16 protein-coding genes are annotated in these 16,725 nt (G+C 64.8%); 6 read left to right on the forward strand and 10 right to left on the reverse strand.

Going from position 1 to position 16,725, the window contains the following annotated elements:
• Nucleotide 1 precedes the first annotated feature (1 nt).
• From ACLV8F_RS04505 to ACLV8F_RS04520, 4 genes are all read left to right on the forward strand, one after another.
• Nucleotides 2-592 (forward strand): MFS transporter, encoded by a 591-nt coding sequence (locus ACLV8F_RS04505; RefSeq protein ID WP_411877686.1) that lies wholly within the window; start codon nucleotides 2-4, stop codon nucleotides 590-592.
• Nucleotides 589-2,457, forward strand: coding sequence for a dihydrolipoyl dehydrogenase (lpdA, locus tag ACLV8F_RS04510; RefSeq protein ID WP_411883048.1), 1,869 nt, complete (start codon nucleotides 589-591; stop codon nucleotides 2,455-2,457). Before ACLV8F_RS04505 ends, lpdA begins: the two co-directional genes overlap by 4 nt.
• Nucleotides 2,458-2,717: 260 nt before the next feature.
• On the forward strand, nucleotides 2,718-4,205 hold the full coding sequence (locus ACLV8F_RS04515; protein WP_411883049.1) for a reverse transcriptase family protein: 1,488 nt from the start codon (nucleotides 2,718-2,720) through the stop codon (nucleotides 4,203-4,205).
• 153 nt (nucleotides 4,206-4,358) lie between these two features.
• Complete coding sequence (locus ACLV8F_RS04520; protein WP_411883050.1) at nucleotides 4,359-5,162, forward strand: CHAP domain-containing protein; 804 nt, start codon at nucleotides 4,359-4,361, stop codon at nucleotides 5,160-5,162.
• A gap of 143 nt (nucleotides 5,163-5,305) precedes the next feature.
• On the opposite strand, the gene ACLV8F_RS04525 is transcribed toward ACLV8F_RS04520, so the two are convergent.
• Nucleotides 5,306-6,253, reverse strand: coding sequence for a GlxA family transcriptional regulator (locus ACLV8F_RS04525; RefSeq protein WP_411883051.1), 948 nt, complete (start codon nucleotides 6,251-6,253; stop codon nucleotides 5,306-5,308).
• A 111-nt stretch (nucleotides 6,254-6,364) separates the two neighbouring features.
• Here ACLV8F_RS04525 and ACLV8F_RS04530 point away from each other — a divergent pair, with 111 nt between their 5' ends.
• Nucleotides 6,365-7,165 carry an SDR family NAD(P)-dependent oxidoreductase gene (locus ACLV8F_RS04530; protein ID WP_411883052.1) on the forward strand — a complete coding sequence of 267 codons (801 nt, stop codon included), beginning with the start codon at nucleotides 6,365-6,367 and terminating at the stop codon, nucleotides 7,163-7,165.
• Between the two features lie 5 nt (nucleotides 7,166-7,170).
• Here ACLV8F_RS04530 and soxA read toward each other — a convergent pair whose 3' ends face one another.
• The 9 genes from soxA to ACLV8F_RS04575 form a co-directional block, all read right to left on the reverse strand.
• Complete coding sequence (soxA, locus tag ACLV8F_RS04535) at nucleotides 7,171-7,944, reverse strand: sulfur oxidation c-type cytochrome SoxA (protein WP_411883053.1); 774 nt, start codon at nucleotides 7,942-7,944, stop codon at nucleotides 7,171-7,173.
• Nucleotides 7,941-8,264 (reverse strand): thiosulfate oxidation carrier complex protein SoxZ, encoded by a 324-nt coding sequence (soxZ, locus tag ACLV8F_RS04540; protein ID WP_411883054.1) that lies wholly within the window; start codon nucleotides 8,262-8,264, stop codon nucleotides 7,941-7,943. Before soxZ ends, soxA begins: the two co-directional genes overlap by 4 nt.
• A complete protein-coding gene (locus ACLV8F_RS04545) occupies nucleotides 8,264-8,737 on the reverse strand; it encodes a SoxY-related AACIE arm protein (RefSeq protein ID WP_411883055.1) in 474 nt (157 codons plus the stop codon). The genes soxZ and ACLV8F_RS04545 overlap by 1 nt, the downstream gene beginning before the upstream one ends.
• A gap of 9 nt (nucleotides 8,738-8,746) precedes the next feature.
• Nucleotides 8,747-9,196 (reverse strand): sulfur oxidation c-type cytochrome SoxX, encoded by a 450-nt coding sequence (gene soxX / locus ACLV8F_RS04550; protein WP_411883056.1) that lies wholly within the window; start codon nucleotides 9,194-9,196, stop codon nucleotides 8,747-8,749.
• Complete coding sequence (locus ACLV8F_RS04555) at nucleotides 9,193-11,385, reverse strand: molybdopterin cofactor-binding domain-containing protein (RefSeq protein WP_411883057.1); 2,193 nt, start codon at nucleotides 11,383-11,385, stop codon at nucleotides 9,193-9,195. The genes soxX and ACLV8F_RS04555 overlap by 4 nt, the downstream gene beginning before the upstream one ends.
• Nucleotides 11,382-11,885, reverse strand: a complete 504-nt coding sequence (locus ACLV8F_RS04560; protein ID WP_411883058.1) for a (2Fe-2S)-binding protein — start codon at nucleotides 11,883-11,885, stop codon at nucleotides 11,382-11,384. Before ACLV8F_RS04560 ends, ACLV8F_RS04555 begins: the two co-directional genes overlap by 4 nt.
• 169 nt (nucleotides 11,886-12,054) lie before the next feature.
• On the reverse strand, nucleotides 12,055-13,155 hold the full coding sequence (locus ACLV8F_RS04565) for a winged helix DNA-binding domain-containing protein (RefSeq protein WP_411883059.1): 1,101 nt from the start codon (nucleotides 13,153-13,155) through the stop codon (nucleotides 12,055-12,057).
• Nucleotides 13,156-13,157: 2 nt separating this feature from the next.
• A complete protein-coding gene (locus tag ACLV8F_RS04570; RefSeq protein ID WP_411883060.1) occupies nucleotides 13,158-14,069 on the reverse strand; it encodes a glycosyltransferase in 912 nt (303 codons plus the stop codon).
• Between the two features lie 83 nt (nucleotides 14,070-14,152).
• The gene (locus tag ACLV8F_RS04575; RefSeq protein ID WP_411883061.1) at nucleotides 14,153-14,563 is read right to left on the reverse strand and encodes a VOC family protein; all 411 of its coding nucleotides are present in this window, start codon (nucleotides 14,561-14,563) and stop codon (nucleotides 14,153-14,155) included.
• Nucleotides 14,564-15,003: 440 nt separating this feature from the next.
• On the opposite strand from ACLV8F_RS04575, the gene ACLV8F_RS04580 reads away from it, so the two are divergent.
• Nucleotides 15,004-16,710: a ShlB/FhaC/HecB family hemolysin secretion/activation protein gene (locus ACLV8F_RS04580; RefSeq protein ID WP_411883062.1), complete on the forward strand. Its 1,707-nt coding sequence runs from the start codon at nucleotides 15,004-15,006 to the stop codon at nucleotides 16,708-16,710.
• The last annotated feature ends 15 nt before the right edge of the window (nucleotides 16,711-16,725 follow it).

The following is a 16,725-nucleotide window of genomic DNA, read 5'->3' on the forward strand; positions in this document are numbered from 1 at the left end:
GATGACAACGCTAGTAGTCGTCAAAAAAGCGGGGCAGGTCGCCATCGCCGCCGACACGCTGGTCACCTTCGGCGACACCAGCCTTGGCCAGCGCTTCGAGGCCAACAGCAAGATCTTCAAGGTCGACACGCCGGCCGGCATGAGCTACGTCGGCATGGCCGGCACGGTGGCGCATTTCCCGGTGCTGCGCAAAGCCATGGCAGCCTTGCCCAAGGACCAGCTCAAGCTCGGTTCGCGCGATGAGGTGTTCGACACCTTCGTCAAGCTCCACCCCTTGCTCAAGGAAACGTTTTTCCTGCAGACCAAGGAAGACGACAACGACCCCTACGAGTCCAGCCAGTTCACCGTCGTCATCGCCAACGCCAGCGGCATCTACGGCCTCTACAGCTACCGTGAAGTCTTCGAGTTCAAGGAGTTCTGGGGCATAGGCTCGGGCCGCAGCTTTGCGCTGGGCGCCATGCATGCCGCCTGGGACAAGGCCAAGACCGCGCGCGAAGTGGCCATGGCCGGCCTGAATGCGGGTTGCGAGTTCGACAAGAACTCCGCCGGACCCGTCGACATATTCACCCTTAAATTGAAAGCCTCCAAATGAGCGCATCCAGCCTGGTAGACATCAAGGTGCCGGACATTGGCGATTTTGACGAAGTGTCCGTGATTGAAGTGCTGGTCAAGGCCGGCGACACCATCAAGGCCGAGCAAAGCCTGATCACCGTCGAAAGCGACAAGGCGTCGATGGAAATCCCGTCTTCCGCCGCCGGCGTGGTCAAGGACATCAAGGTCAAGCTCGGCGACAAGGTCAAGCAGGGATCTCTCGTACTTGTGCTTGAAAGCACAAGCGCGAGCTCCCTTTCAGGGGGTAACGGCTCTCCCTCTCCCCAACCCTCCCCCCAGGGGGAGGGCTCGAAAAACCCAATATCCGCCGCGCCTGCACAGGCCAAAGCTGCGCCTGCCGCGCCGGCTCCTGCGGCCGCCAGCTTCAGCGGCTCCGCCGACCTGGACTGCGACGTGCTGGTGCTGGGCGCCGGCCCCGGCGGCTATTCGGCCGCCTTCCGTGCCGCCGACCTGGGCCTCAAGGTCGTGCTGGTCGAGCGTTACGCCACGCTGGGCGGCGTCTGCCTCAACGTCGGTTGCATTCCCTCCAAGGCGTTGCTGCACGTCGCGGCCGTGATGGACGAGGTCAAACATTTCGGCGGCGTGGGGGTGAGCTTCGGCGAACCCACGGTCGACATCAACAAGCTGCGCACCCACAAGGAAACCGTGGTCGGCAAGCTCATAGGCGGCCTGGCCGCCATGGCCAAGATGCGCAAGGTCACCGTGGTGCGCGGCTACGGCAATTTTGTCGGCGCCAACCATGTCGAGGTCGAAGAGACCACCGGCACCGGCCAGGAGAAATCCGGCAAGAAGCAGACCATCGCCTTCAAGAACTGCATCATCGCGGCGGGTTCGCAAGCCGTGCGCCTGCCTTTCATGCCGGTCGACCCGCGCGTGGTCGACTCCACCGGCGCGCTGGACCTGAAAGAGATTCCCAAGCGCATGCTGATCCTGGGTGGCGGCATCATCGGCCTGGAAATGGGCACGGTGTATTCCAGCCTGGGCGCGCGTCTCGACGTCGTCGAGATGATGGACGGCCTGATGCAGGGCGCCGACCGCGACCTGGTCAAGGTCTGGCAGAAGATGAACGCGCCGCGTTTCGACAACATCATGCTCAAGACCAAAACCGTGGGCGCCAAGGCGACCCCGGCCGGCATCGAAGTCAGCTTTGAAGGCGAGGGCGCCCCGGCGCCGCAAACCTACGACCTGGTGTTGCAGGCCGTGGGCCGCACGCCCAACGGTAAAAAGATTGCCGCCGACAAGGCCGGCATCAGCGTGAGCGACCGCGGTTTCATCCCCGTCGACATCCAGATGCGCACCAACGTGCCGCACATCTTCGCCATCGGCGACATCGTCGGCCAGCCCATGCTGGCGCACAAGGCCGTGCATGAGGGCCACGTGGCGGCCGAAGTCATTGCCGGCGAACTGCAGGGCAACAAGGAGCTCGCCAGCGCCGCCTTCAACGCGCGCGTGATTCCCAGCGTCGCCTACACCGACCCCGAAATCGCCTGGGTGGGCCTCACCGAAGACCAGGCCAAGGCACAAGGCATCAAGGTCAAGAAGGGCCTGTTCCCGTGGACGGCCTCCGCCCGCGCCATTGCCAACGGCCGCTCCGAAGGCTTCACCAAGCTGCTGTTTGACGACAGCCCGGAAGCGCACGGCCACGGCAAGATCCTGGGCGGCGGCATTGTAGGCACGCATGCCGGCGACATGATCGGCGAGATCGCGCTGGCCATCGAGATGGGCGCTGACGCGGTCGACATCGGCAAGACCATACACCCGCACCCCACGCTGGGTGAAAGCATGGGCATGGCCGCGGAAGTGGCCCACGGCAGCTGCACGGATTTGCCGCCGCCACGCAAGTAAGCTGCGTGCCGCATCGAAAAAGCCCGGGTGTTCCCGGGCTTTTTTTTGACTGAATTCTCACGCTCCAGGCTGACGGCAAACACATTCTCTTGTTGTTTTGCAGTCACCTCAGTGCTGAAGAGTCATTCGTTGCCGAGGCAAGCCCTTAGAATTTCCACGACGCCAGCATTCCAAGTGTTGCGAGCGGGACGCGATTCGTTGCTGCCTGTCCGCGCCATGGGGCACCCCCATGGCTGTTTTGTGCTTAGTGATTTCGGTGCATGAGCGGCCCGCGCATTCTGCGCGCGAGGCTCACGCAGGACCTGCTGGTTGGGATGCTGGTGTCAACCCATTCCATGCGCGAAGCCAGCTCCAGAAATTTGATGACACGCGGCCTTGCTCGCGCACTGCTCGCCGATGCGGACAAGCCGGGTGGCACTACCGTGCGCGCGCTTCAGGCCAGGGCTGCGGCAGCGCTCGGGCAACGCCCCGCCTGGCTCCGGCAGGTGCTTGAACCGCTGGCCGTCCTGTCGCCCATCACCTGGCAAAAATTCGATGTCACCTCGCTGGCCCGACGGCTGGAAGAATTGCCTGCTTTTGCCCTGGCCTTCGGTGAGCAAGACAACGAAAACGAAGACGAGCCCACCGAGCCGCAAGCCCCGCAACCGAACGATGACCGGGATGATCCCGAACCGGAAAGGCCGCCGCGCATTCGCCGGATGATCCTGCGCCCCCCCGTGATGCGGCCCCGGCCGCTGGGACTGGAAGCGTGCACCTTGCCCGACGTCGCCACGGACGCCGACCTGGCGCGCTGGCTCCAGCTCACGCGCGAGCAATTGCGCTGGCTGGCTCCGGCGACGCCGCGAGTTGTCGAGCACTACCGCTACAGCCTGCAGCCCAAGCAGGCGGGCGGCCTGCGTTTGCTGGAGACGCCCAAAGTCGAACTCAAGCGTGTGCAGCGCCACATCCTGCACACGCTGCTGGGCCAGGTGCCTGTGCATGAGGCCGCGCATGGCTTCACCGCCGGCCGTTCCGTCAAAACCCATGCGGCGGCCCATGTGGGGAAAGCGGTGGTGATCCGTTTTGACCTGCGCGATTTTTTTGGCAGCGTAGGGGCCGCCCATGTCAACGCCATCTGGCGCACGCTGGGCTACCCCGAAGGCGTGGCGCGAAGCCTCACCGCGCTCTGCACACACCGTACGGCGGAGATGGTCATCGAGCGTTTGCGTGATGACGGCGGGCTTGACTGGATGGGCGCCAAGCGCCTTGCTTCCGCACATTTGCCGCAGGGCGCGCCGACCTCTCCAGCACTGGCCAACCTCTGCGCTTTCAACCTCGATTTGCGGCTTGAGGGATTGGCCTGGGTATTCGGCGCGAGTTACACGCGCTATGCCGATGACCTGGTATTTTCAGGCGCCGAATCGCTGCGCCGGCAGTTTCGCGCGCTGCACGCCTGGGTTGCGGAGATCGTCCGCGATGAAGGCTTTGCCTTGCACCCCGACAAGACGCGTTGCCTGCCCCGGCATCAGCGCCAGCGCGTGACCGGCGTTGTGGTCAACGTTCACCCGAATGTGCCGCGTGATGATTTCGATCGGCTTAAAGCGTGTTTACACCAAAGCGTGCTGCACGGGCCGGCGTCGCAAAACAAGGAGCGGCTTGCCGACTTTCGCTCACACCTGCTGGGCCGGATTGGGTGGGTTGGGCAATTCGGCATGGCGCGCCAGGCCAGGCTCATGCGCCTGTTTGAGAGGATCGACTGGTCACGCTGAGCGCTTCTCTGGGCGTCAACGGCCTGCGAACTCCTGCCCCGCCTCCCATACATGATGAGAATGCAGTGTCGTCCTCCATTTGTGGGATGAGCATCTTCACGCTTCACCATAAGATGGAATGCCTTTGGCACCATCCTTGGAGGAGTTTTAGACATGGCTTCTTTTCATTTTCCGGGCATTGTGGCCAGAGAAGGGATATCAAATCCCGCACTCGTGAACCAGCTTCAGGATGCCCTGGTTTCGTGTGGTTACGGCCCCTTTATTCGCCCGGGCGTCTTTGATGCGTATATGACCTCTGTTGTCATGCTTTTCCAGTCGCAACATCAAGATGACGACGGCTATCCGCTCGTTGTCGATGGGCAGATTGGCCTCCTGACATGGGCGGCGCTTTTCGGGGGAGTGCCGGTGACTCCGGCAAGCGCGCCATCAACCTACATGCTCCAGGCACTTGGCATTGCCGGGTCTCAGGTCGGCCAGATGGAGGAGCCTCGCGGCTCCAACCTCGGCCCGATGGTCAATGAGTACCTCAGGTCGGCGGGTGTTCCGTTAACAGGCGCTGATCCGAATTCTCGCGCCTGGTGTATGGCCTTTGTTTACTGGGCGTTCCAGACTGCCTCACAAGCACTGGGCCGCAGCAACCCGACGCCCAAGACTGCCAGTGTTCTTTCGCACTGGAACAAGGCCGCGACGGTTCCGGGAGCCAGGCTTATCAGGGCCAGCGATGCGCTCGATTCACCCAGCCTCATCAAGCCGGGGCTGGTTTTTATACTGGATTTCGGTAGCGGACTTGGGCACACCGGCTTCGTCGAACGGGTGATGCCGGGAGGGCGCCTGGCGACGGTAGAGGGCAATACCAATAATGACGGCTCTCGTACAGGTGTCGGTGTTTTTCGGCTCGAACGGCGAAAGCTAAGCGATTTGAACCTGAAGGGCTTTGTCGATTACACCGATGCGTGAAGGCGGCGGATATTCCAGATATCAGGCACTGCTTCACGCATGCATATCCGGACTTTCGATTTAATCCGTTGACGCGCGCGCTCAGGTAAAGCCCCGATTCCACCCGTCCTGCGCCACAGGCACGGGCTCGGCATGCACGCTGCTCAGGCCGTTGCGTCCTTGCGCGCCGCCCGCTTGATCGCCTGCGGCGGCTGGCCGAAGGCGCGTATGAAGGCGCGGCGCATGCGTTCGGGGTCGGCGAAGCCGTTCTCGCGGGCCACGATCTCAATCGGGTGGCTGCTGCTTTCGATCATGGCGCGGGCCGACTCCACGCGCAGGGTTTCGACGGCGCGCGCCGGCGACTGGCCGGTCTCGGCGCGAAAGCTGCGGCTGAATTGGCGGCGGCTCAGGTTTGCCGCGTCGGCGAGTTCGTCGACGCCCAGGTTTTTGCGCAGGTTGCTTTTGGCGTAGGCCAGCGCGTTCTGGATGCGGTCCGACTTGGGCTCCAGTTCCAGCAGGGCGGAGAACTGCGACTGCCCGCCGCTGCGCCGGTGGTAGACCACCATGGTTTTGGCGATGGAGCGTGAGGCCTCCAGCCCAAGGTCGGCTTCCACGAGCGCCAGCGACATGTCTATGCAGGCGGTCATGCCGGCGGAGGTCCAAACCGGGCCGTCCTGGATGAAGATGCGGTCTTCCTCGACACGGGCTTTGGGGAACAGGCGCTGCAGTTCGCGCGCATAACACCAGTGCGTGGTCACGCGGCGGCCGTCCAGCAGGCCGGCCTCGGCCAGCGCGTGGGCGCCTGTGCAGATGCTGGCCACGCGGCGCGATACGGCGGCGGCCTTGCGCAAAAAGGCCAGCTGCGCGGGCGAGGAGGGCTGTATGGCCAGCGAGCCGGTGACCATCAGCGTGTCGAATCGGGCCTGGCGAAAGGGCTTGGTCTCAATCTTCACGCCCGCCGAACTCGCGACGGGGCCGCCGTGCTCGGACAGCATGACGATCTCATACGCAGGCTCAGCCGACTCGGCATTGGCCAGTTCAAACACCGTGACGGCCACCAAGTCCAGGATCTGGAAACCGGGTGACAGGAGAAATCCGACGCGTTTTTTCATGATGTCCCAAATTGAGGGTTATGGGTCCTTTAGGACATATGGTAGCGCCCCAAGCTGATTCCCGTTCACTGAACGAGCAATACCCCGTATCCCTCAAACCAAGGAATCTCCATGAGCACATCAACTTCCAAGGGTACAGCCCTGATCACCGGCGCCTCTTCCGGCATTGGCGCCATTTACGCCGAGCGCCTGGCGCGCCGCGGCTACGACCTGGTGCTGGTGGCGCGCGACCGGCAGCGCCTGCAAGCCTTGTCGCAGGAACTGGCCGCGCAGACCGGCCGCAAGGTCGAGACCCTGCAGGCCGACCTGACCGTCAAGGCTGACGTACTGAAGATAGAGCAGCGCCTGGCCGCCGACAAAACCCTGACCCTGCTGGTCAACAATGCAGGCTTGGGCGCCACGGCGCCGCTGGTTGACTCCAGCATTGACGCCATGGACGAGATGATCCAGCTCAACGTGGTGGCGCTGACCCGCCTGACGCATGCCGCGCTACCGGGCCTGCTGGCGCGCGGGCAGGGCGCCATCATCAACATCGCGTCCATCGTGGCGCTGGCGCCCGAGCTGCTCAACGGCGTGTATGGCGGCACCAAGGCCTATGTGCTGGCTTTCACGCAGTCGCTGCACCATGAGGTGGGCGCCAAGGGCGTGCAGGTGCAGGCCGTTCTGCCGGGCGCCATCAGCACGCCGTTCTGGAACCGCGCGGGCGTGCCGGTCGAGCACCTGCCGCAGCACATCGTCATGCAGGCCGATGAACTGGTGGACGCCGCGCTCAGCGGCTTCGACCAGCGCGAGCTGGTGACGATTCCCTCGCTGCCGGATGCGGCGCAGTGGGAGGCCTTCAGCACGGCACGCCTGGCGATGGGCCCCGGCCTGTCGCTGCAGAAAGCGGCGCAGCGCTACCAGAAATGTTGAAGCCCTCAGGGCCGCACGGCCGGTGCTTCCATCGCCATGCCTTTGGCCCGCGTGTTGAGGTACAGCTCCAGCTCCACCAGCTCCTGCGCGTCATACGCAAAGGGCTGGGCGCGCACGCCGCTCATGCAGCCGCGCAGGCGGCGCTGCAGCGAGCCCAGCGACTGCCACTCCAGCCGGTACACGGGGTAGCCGGTGGGGTGTGCTTCGGGGATCACACTGCTGGCCAGGCGCCGGCCGGCCAGGCCGTCATGGCATTGCGCGCACGAGAGATTCAATTGGCCCATGCGTTGCATGAAAAGCTGCTGCCCGCGTTGGCGAAAGGGCTCGAGCCGGGCATCGTCGGGCGGCGCCAGCGGCAGGCCGCGCGACTGCAGTGCGACATAACTTTCCAGGCTCAGCAGTTCGGCGCTTTCGGCGCGCAGCGGCGCGGCCTGCTGGTGCTGCTGGCGGCACTGGTTGATGCGCTGGCCCAAAGTGAGGGGGCGGCCCAGCGTCGCGTCAAACGCCGGGTAGCGCGCCGCCGCGCCGCGCATGCTGTCCGGCGCGGCGGCATGGCAACTCGCGCAGGCCTTGTTGCTGGCACCAGCGGCTTGCTTCCACAGCGCTTCGCCGTCCTTGACCCACAGCATGGCGGGGTTGAGCGCATCGTCTTTTTGCATGGCTTGCGTGGACGCGCCCATGTCTTCAAAGCCCGAGCGGCGGGTGTCTTTCTGCGGCGGGGTCTGCGCACCGGCGGCGCCCATCAAAAATACCAGCAATGCCGGCAGGATGCGCCTCATGCCGTGACGGACAGATTGATGCTTTCCGTCTGCGTGAAACCGTTGTCGCCTTCCCAGTTGAGCACCAGCGTGCCGCTGTCGGTGGCCACGGTATGGAAGGCGATATAGGGGTTGGCCGAGACGGCGGAGAAGAGTTCGGCGCTGAAGACCAGCTCGCCGTTGTAGCGGCAGCTGAAGGTCTGGATGATGTTGCGCGGCACGATCTTGCCGTCTTCACCCGGGCGGAAGCCGGTCTCCATCGGGTGGCCTATGGTGGCGCGTATCTCGATGACTTCGCCGCGTCTGGCGCTGGTTGGCGCGTTGATCAGGGTGCGGGCCATCAATAGTCCCCCTCGATGCAGGCGGCGAGGGTGACGATGACGTCGACCGTGTGCGACCAGTAGCTGCCATCGCTCATTTGCGCAATGGCGACTAGCTGCTGCGAAGTCGCCAGCCGTATGCGCATCGTCACGTCGGCCTTGCCGGCGCGCGGGCCCAGGGTGAAGCGGGCCACGTCGCGCTGGGGATTTTTTTCATTGAAGACGGCGATGCTTTTGACGTGGTCGGCGGCCGTCATGGGGCTGTCCACCGTGACGGTGATGGGTACCACATTGCCGTTGTCGACCAGCTCGGCCACGTCGAGCTTGACCTTGCCTGCGCGAACCGGCGCGCCCTTGGTGTAGGCCGCGATGGCCACGGCCAGGTCGCCCGCGGCGGCATGCGCCGGACGCAGCACGACGCTGGCTACTACTCCGGCAGCGCCCGCGAGGATGTGGCGTCGGTTCAGAGATGAAGAGTTGTCGACCGGAGGCATGGATTTATCTCAGTTTCGCAAGGTCCGCAGGAAGGCCACGACGTCTTCAATTTGCTGCGCATCCAGGATGGGCTTGCCTTGCCAGGCCGCGCCCACGCGCTCCAGGCCCTCGCTGCGGTAATAGGCCGGCATGATGCTGGCCGGGTTCAGTCGCTGCGTGTCGGCGATGCGCAGGCGCAGCTGGCCTTCCGTCCAGCGCGAGCCCGCACCTGACAGGTCGGGCGCCAGGTTGCCCTGGAAGCGTTCTTCAGGAATGGGGCCGGTGTGGCACAGCAGGCACAGGCCTTGCTGGCGGTTGGCAACGATGGCCCGGCCGCGCGCCGGGTCGCCGGGCGTGGCCGTCAGCGCTTGCGGGATCGCGTCGCCGACAAGCTGCAGGGGCGGCGTTGTTTGCTGCGCGAAGCTGGACAGGGGCGCCATCATCATCACACCGGCGGCGACGGCCCCCTGCCAGTTCATGCCTTCTTGAGGTCGTGGTTTTTCAGCGGCAGGTCGCGTATGCGTTTGCCCGTCGCTGCAAAAATGGCGTTGAGCACCGCCGGCGCCGCCACCGCGATCGTCGGTTCGCCCACGCCACCCCAGAAGCCGCCCGAGGGCATGATGATGGTTTCCACCTTGGGCATCTCGTCCATCTTCAGCACCTGATAGGTGTTGAAGTTCTCCTGCTCCATGCGGCCGTCCTTGACGGTGCACTCGCCGTACAGCGCGGCCGACAGGCCGTAGACGAAAGAGCCTTCCACCTGGGCCTCGATCTGCTGCGGGTTGACGGCATGGCCGGAATCGGTGGCGGCCACGATGCGGTGCACCGTGAGTTTGCCCTCGGCATTGACGGACACCTCCGCGCAACCGGCGACGTAGCTGCCAAAGCCCATGCATTGGGCCAAGCCGAGGAAGCGGCCGGCCGGCAATGGCTTGCCCCAGCCCGCGCGCTCGGCCGCGGCATTGAGGACGGCCAGGTGCTTGGGGTGGTTGACCATCAGCTTGCGACGCAAGGCCAGCGGGTCCTGCTTGGTCGCAAACGCGATCTCGTCGATGAAGGACTCGAGGTAGATGGTGTTCTGGTTCAGGTTCACGCCGCGCCAGAAGCCCGGCGGCACGTGCGGGTTGCGCATCGCGTGGTCTATCAGCAGGTTGGGGAAGCTGTAGCCGATGGACGCCTCGGGCGCCGGCGGGTTGAGGCCCTGGAAGACGACCGGGTCCTTGCCGTTGACGATGCTTTGGGGCGCCAGGCCCGCGAGGATGGACTGGCCCGAGATGCGCATGTGCAGCGCGGTCACATTGCCTTGCTCATCCAGCGCCGCCCGCATCTTGCACTGGGTGATGGGGTGGTAGCGCCCGTGCAGCATGTCTTCCTCGCGCGACCAGATCAGCTTGATGGGGGTGCCGGGCATTTCCTTGGCAATCAGCACCGCCTGCGTCACGTAGTCGCTCTGGCCGCGCCGGCCGAAGCCGCCGCCCAGGTGGATCTTGTAGACGTCGCACTGCGCGCTGGGCAGGCCGGCTGCGGCCACACAGGCGGCAAAGGCGGCTTCGCCGTTTTGCGTCGGCGTCCAGACCTCGCAGCGCTCGGGCGTCCACTTCGCCGTGGCGTTCATGGTCTCCATGGTGGCGTGGTTCTGGTAGGGGTAGGAGTACACCGCCTCGAGCTTGCGGGCGCTGCCCGCCAGCACGGCGCGCGCGTCGCCGTTGCTGTTGCCCAGGATGGCCTCGGGCGCATCGAGACCCTCTTTCAGGAAGGCCTTGATGCTTTCACTCGACACCTTCTCGTTCGGGCCGTTGTCCCAGACCACGGGCAGGATTTCGAGCGCGCTCTTGGCGCGCCACCAGGTGTCGGCCACCACGGCGACCGCGCTGTCGCCGACGCGCACCACCTTCTTGATGCCGGGGCGTTTTTCAATCGCGGCCGCGTCAAAGCTTTTGAGCTTGCCGCCGAATACCGGGCAGTCCTTGATGGCCGCGTTGAGCATGCCGGGAAAGACCAGGTCGCTGCCGTAAATTTGCTTGCCAGTGACCTTGTCGATGGTGTCCAGCCGCGCCAGACGCTTGCCGGCGAGCTTCCAGTCCTTCGGGTCTTTCAGTGCCACGGTCTCGGGCGGCGCCACCTTGGCGGCGGCCAGTGCGACCTTGCCGTAGCTGGTCTTGCGGCCCGACGGCGTGTGGGTGATGACGCTCTTGGCCGCCGTGCATTCGGCCGCCGGCACTTTCCAGCCGTCGGCCGCGGCTTGCACCAGCATCATGCGGGCGGTGGCGCCGCCCTTGCGCACGTAGTCCTGCGACTGGCGTATGCCCTGGCTGCCGCCGGTGCCGAAATTGCCCCACACGCGTTTGCGCGCCAGGTTCTGCCCGGGTGTCGGGTATTCGGTCGTGACCTTGGCCCAGTCGGCATCGAGTTCTTCGGCCACGAGTTGTGCCAGGCCCGTCAGCGTGCCCTGGCCCATTTCGGAGCGGGCGATGCGGATGATGATGGTGTCGTCAGGCTTGACGACCACCCAGGCATTGACCTCATTGGCCGCCGCCTCTTGCGCAAGGGCGGTGCCCGCCAGCGGAATGTGGAAGGCGACCACCAGGCCCGCCGAAGCGGAAGCGCCGATGAACTGGCGGCGCGACAGCCGGGGCAGGGCGCGCGGAGACGTGGTGGCGGCGCTCATGTCGTGCTCCCGTCGGTGTGAACGATGGACAATGCGGCGCTTTTGGTGTTGCCGCCCTGGGCCACGACCTTGATCGCGGCGCGCACCCGGTTGTAGGTGCCGCAGCGGCAGATGTTGGTCATGGTCTGGTCGATGTCGGCGTCGGTCGGGTTGGGCTTGTCCTTGAGCAGCGCCGCGGCCGCCATGATCATGCCGCACTGGCAGTAGCCGCATTGCGGCACGTCGAGTGCCACCCAGGCTTTTTGCAGCGGGTGCGAACCGTTGGGCGACAGGCCCTCGATGGTGACGATTTTTTCGGTGGGGCTGACGGTGGAGACAGGCCGTACGCAGCTGCGCGTGGGCACGCCGTCGATGTGCACGGTGCAGGCGCCGCATTGCGCGACGCCGCAGCCGTATTTGGTGCCGGTCAGCCCGAGCTGCTCGCGGATGACCCACAGCAGCGGTGTGTCGTCCTCCACTTCAAACTCACGCACGGTGCCGTTGACGTTCAGCTTTGCCATAAAAAGCGCTCCTCGGTATTTGAAGGAAGGGTGGGGCGGAAGACTGGAGGGATAGTAGCGCCGGGATGTGGCAAGCGCACCTGGAATTTCTATACCTGAGTAATGTGCTGACTCGGGATAGCAGTCAAAGTTCTGCCGGGTAAACCCTTGTGATGAACCGCGTCTTGTTTCAGCGAACTTCCGCGAGCGGCAGGCCGATGAAGGCCGCATAGCGCTGCGCGGCAAGCTGCAGCGCGCCGGCACTGCCGCGCGGCAGCGGCGCGAAGGGTGCGGTGTTGATGTTGAGCACGCCTTTTTTCACTTCGGCCTGCCAGGTGCCGGCCACGCGGCCGCCGATCAACAGCGCCGGGCGGAACAAACCGTTGGGCGTCATGAGCTTGCCGGCGTGCGCGCTGTCGACGACGGCCTTGCGGTCCGTGTAGCCCAGCACGTATTCGTCAAAGCCCGCCAGCAGTTGCAGGGGCGGCTGGGCGGATGCAGGCGCGGGCATGCGTTTGGACCACCACACGGTATCGCCCTCAAAGAGTGCATGCGCCAGGCCGGGCGCGGCCATCTCCAGCGCCGCCCTGGCTTCGCCGGCGGCCAGCCCTGACCACCAGGCAAAGTCCGCTGGCGTGGCGGGGCCGTGGCTGGTGAAGTAGCGCCGCGCCAGTTGCCGGAGCGCGTCTTCGCGAGGCAGCTCAGGACCCGGCGGCAGCCATTCATCGAGCAAGGTATAGCGGGCCTGCTTGCCGTGTGGATCGCCCAGGCAGATCAAGCCGGTTTGGGCCGCGCGGTACAGGATGCGCCCGCCGCGTTCGCCTTCAGTGTTGATGCGGTGCTGCGCGAGTGCGGCAAAAAGTTCTACGCGCGTGAGCTGCCGGCCGCCTTCAAGGCACTGGCACAGGGCCGGCAGGATTTTGCGGAAGGCGGCTTCATCAAGACCGACCTCCCGGTAAGCGGCCGCGGTGCGGGTCAGCAAGGCCGGCGCGGCCAGCGCCAGCATCCAGCGCAGGTCGGCGGCTGCCACCAGGTGCAGCGTGCCGCGCAAGACCCAGCTGCGCACCAGCTTGCGATTGGCCAGCGCCTGCTCAATCGCCGCGCCGGCAATGGCGGCATCGGCCATGAATCGTGAGCCAACGGCCCAGCGCGCATGGGTGTATTCCTGCGCCTGCACCACGCCCATCCATTGCACGGCCTGCGCCACGCGTTTGAAAGCGGCAGGTACGGGTACCAGGCGGTGGCCGGCCAGGCGCAGCGCGATCAACTCCTGCCGGGACAGCTCCGCCATGTTCAGGCGATGCCTTCGATCATCGCCAGCATGCGGCCCTGCCACACCGCCGGCGAAAAGCGCTCACGCAGCAGCCGCTGCGACGCGCGCACCATGGCCTCGCGCCGCGATACGTCGGCCAGCAGCTCCGCGCAGGCCTGCGGCAGGTCCTGGAGTTCGGCGATCACCAGGTGGACGCCGGGCTCCATGCCGAAGTCTTCCCAGCCGTCGAAGTTGTCGGAGACCACGGCCGTGCCGGCCGCCCAGGTTTCAAAAGTGCGGAACTGGTCGAAGTAGTGATGTTCGTTGTCGGCATGCACGTTCAGGCCTATGCGCGCGCCGGCGCGGCAGGCGTCGCGCGCCGCGCCCCAGAGGCCGCCCCGGATGAACTCGGCGCTTTGCGGGGCGCTGCCGGTGAGGAAAAGGCGCTCGGCCTCGCGCCGTCTCGGCGTGTCGCCGCCCAGCATGATGATGTCCCGCGTCCTCTGCGCTTCGGCAAGTGGTGCGCGCACATGCTTGTCCGCCACCAGGTAAGGCAGGCGGAAAGTGGTGAGCGCCGGAAAATGCTGCGCGAGGTAGCGTTCCATGGAGGCATCCATGGCCATCACCGCATGCAGGCCTGGCGCGATGGCATCGAACAGCCCGGCCTTGTGCCGGTGCACCGTGGCCGACGCATCCCGCGTCAGCGGGTCGAACATCCAGAGCGCGTGTTTGCCGTGGCGCGGCAAGCCTTGCTTTGCGAATCGCGGCAAGGCATAGATGCCGGCCACCAGCAGGTTGACATCGCATGGGCCCACGTCGGGCAAACGCGCCTCGGTGCTGGTGCCCAGGTCGATGAACTCGACCTCGTGACCGGCTTGCACCAACACGTCCATCCACAGGCGCGAGGCGCGGCCGAACAGGGTGTCGATGTCTGTATAGAGGTGGACTTTCAATGCGCGTTCCGGTTTTCTTTTTTTTGCCTTCGCCGCTTATAGCGCATTGTGCGGAGCCGGGGGTGCAGGCCGGCGCGGGCCGCTCACCAGGGGTTATAGGTGCCTATGCTCCACAAGTGGCCTTCCGGGTCGCGGCAAGTGAAGCCGCGCCCGCCGTAGTCCTCGTCCTTGATGTCGATCACGATGGCGGCGCCCGCCGCCCTGGCGCGCGCGTACACGGTGTCGGCATCGTGCACGCAGACATAGGCGCTTTGCGTTTCCACGCCGCCCAGTTCGTCAGGCTGCCGTATCAGCTTGCCCCATTCGGTCGGGACCTTGCCCACCGAGCCCAGCATCACCATGCCGCCGTCCAGCGTGAGCTGGGCATGCGCGATGGAGCCGTCTGGGTTGGGATAGGCCGCCTGCTTTTCAAAACCAAAGGCGGTGCACAGCCAGTCGATGGCGGCGGCCGCGTCGCGGTAGCGCAGGCAGGGAATGATGAGTGAGTTCGACATGGCATGCCTCCCTGGGCAACAGGAACAGGTGCCGATTTTGCCTCTGTTGGGGCAGCGATGTCATGAGGTGGCATCCCCGGATTCCAGGCATGAAGCGCGGCATTGGTTGCCGCAAAAACCAAAACTTTACAAAGCCCGCTGAATTTTTTGAAAAATTTTCCGAGGCTCGAAGAAGCGCTAACAGCGGCCATAAATAAGCCATAGGTAGCAAATTAGCCGTTTCTGATACCAAAAAAATCGATCGATATAAGCCACAAGAATTCATTACCGAAAAAGTCAGCGCATTAACGGCAGAAATTCCCTGGTAATTAATCCCTTTTTCTTCCTTGTATCAAGTTTCACAATTGGTTACTGTGAACTAATTCACGAAAAAGGATGCCATAAACGCAGTTTGTGGTGTTCCGGCAGCCCTGAATATTGACTTCTGCAGGAATAAAGCAATGAAGCTTCGTTATGGCGTTGGCACGCACCGGATTCTTCCTTACGCCCTGGGCTTGTTGTTGGCCGTTCCGGCCGCCTTCGCGCAACAAGCGCCGCCGCCGGGGACCATAGACCCGGGCCGGCTTCGCGAACGTTTTGACTTCCAGCCGGAGCCCACACCGGCGCCGACGCCCTCGCAGCCACGGACCGAACCGGTCGAGCCCTTGCCGGATTCGCTCAAGTCCATACGTGTCACGCTCAAACAGGTCCACATCGAAAGCGCCACCTTGTTGCCGGGCAATGTGCTGCAGGCGCGTGCCGACAGCTACACCGGGCGTGAAATCACCGGCAACGACATCCTTGAACTGGCGTCCTCCCTCACGGCGATGTACCGTAACGCGGGCTACATCCTTTCGCTCGTCGTGGTGCCGCCGCAGTCCCTCGCCGACGGCACGCTGACGCTGCGTGTCGTCGAGGGCTACATAGACCGCGTGAACATCCAGGCGGGGCCGGGCGTCAGCGCTTATGTGCAGGAGCAGCTGGCGCGCCTGGGCGAAAAGATCCAGGCGTCCAGGCCCATCCAGGGCCCCGTGCTGGAGCGCTACCTGCTGATCGCCAATGATTTTCCCGGCATCGAACTGCGCAGCGTGCTGGCGCCTTCGCAGGCACCAGGCGCGGCCGACCTCACGCTGATTGCGAACGTGAACAAGGTGGAGGGCTTTGCCTCCATCGACAACTACGGCTCCAGGTACCTGGGGCCGGGGCAGGCGACGCTGGGCGTCGTCGGCAACCAGCTGCTGGGCGTGAACGACCAATGGCGTTTTGTCGGCGTGGGCACCGGCAACTCCGAGATGTCATTCGCGCAGCTTTCCTACAACCAGATCGTCAGCACGGAAGGCCTCAGGCTGTCGGCCGCCGTGTCCCGGGCCCGCACGCAGCCCGGCGATGTGCTCAAGCCGTTTGAGGTGCGCGGCAGTGCCGACACGGTCTCGCTGGGCGCCGCCTACGCCTTGCTGCGGACCCGCAATGAAAGCCTGATCGCGCGCGCGGCTTACGACTATTCCAATGTCAACACCGACATCCTCGGCACCCGCGTGATTGAAGACCGCATACGCGCGCTGCGCCTGGGCCTGAGCTGGCGCGTGCTGGACCGCCTGGACGGGCAGAACTCTCTCGATGTTGATTTCAGCCAGGGCCTGGGCGGCACCCAGGAGTCCGACCTGCTCAAGAGCCGGACAGGCGCCGATGGTGTCTTCAACAAATTGAGCTTTGACTACGAGCGATCGCAGTCGCTGGGTTCGAATTTTTCCTTCACGGTAGGCGCGGGCGGGCAGTGGGCCAACACGCCGCTGCTGTCATCGGAGCAGTACGCCCTGGGCGGGCGGCGCTTTGGGCGGGCCTATGAGCCGGCCGAGCTGGTGGGCGAGCGCGCGCTGGCGTTTCGCGTCGAGCCGCGCTTCAACGGCGCCGCCACCGCCCCCGGGCTCAGGTCCTGGCAGATGTACGGCTTCTACGACATCGGCAAGGTCTGGAAGGTGGGCAGCGTCGCGCCCGGCACGCCGTCCAGCCAGAGCCTGGCGTCCGCCGGGTTGGGCCTGCGCCTGTTCTTTGAAAAAAATGTGGTGGCTGCCATTGAAGCCGCCTGGCCGCTGACCAAATCCATCGCGAGCTACCAGGCGGACGGGAAAGACCCGCGCCTGCTGGGCTCGCTGCTTGTGCGTTTCTGACCATGTGTTCCCTGA

The organism is Polaromonas sp. YR568 (assembly GCF_943369675.1).
Taxonomy (GTDB): Bacteria; Pseudomonadota; Gammaproteobacteria; order Burkholderiales; family Burkholderiaceae_C; genus Polaromonas.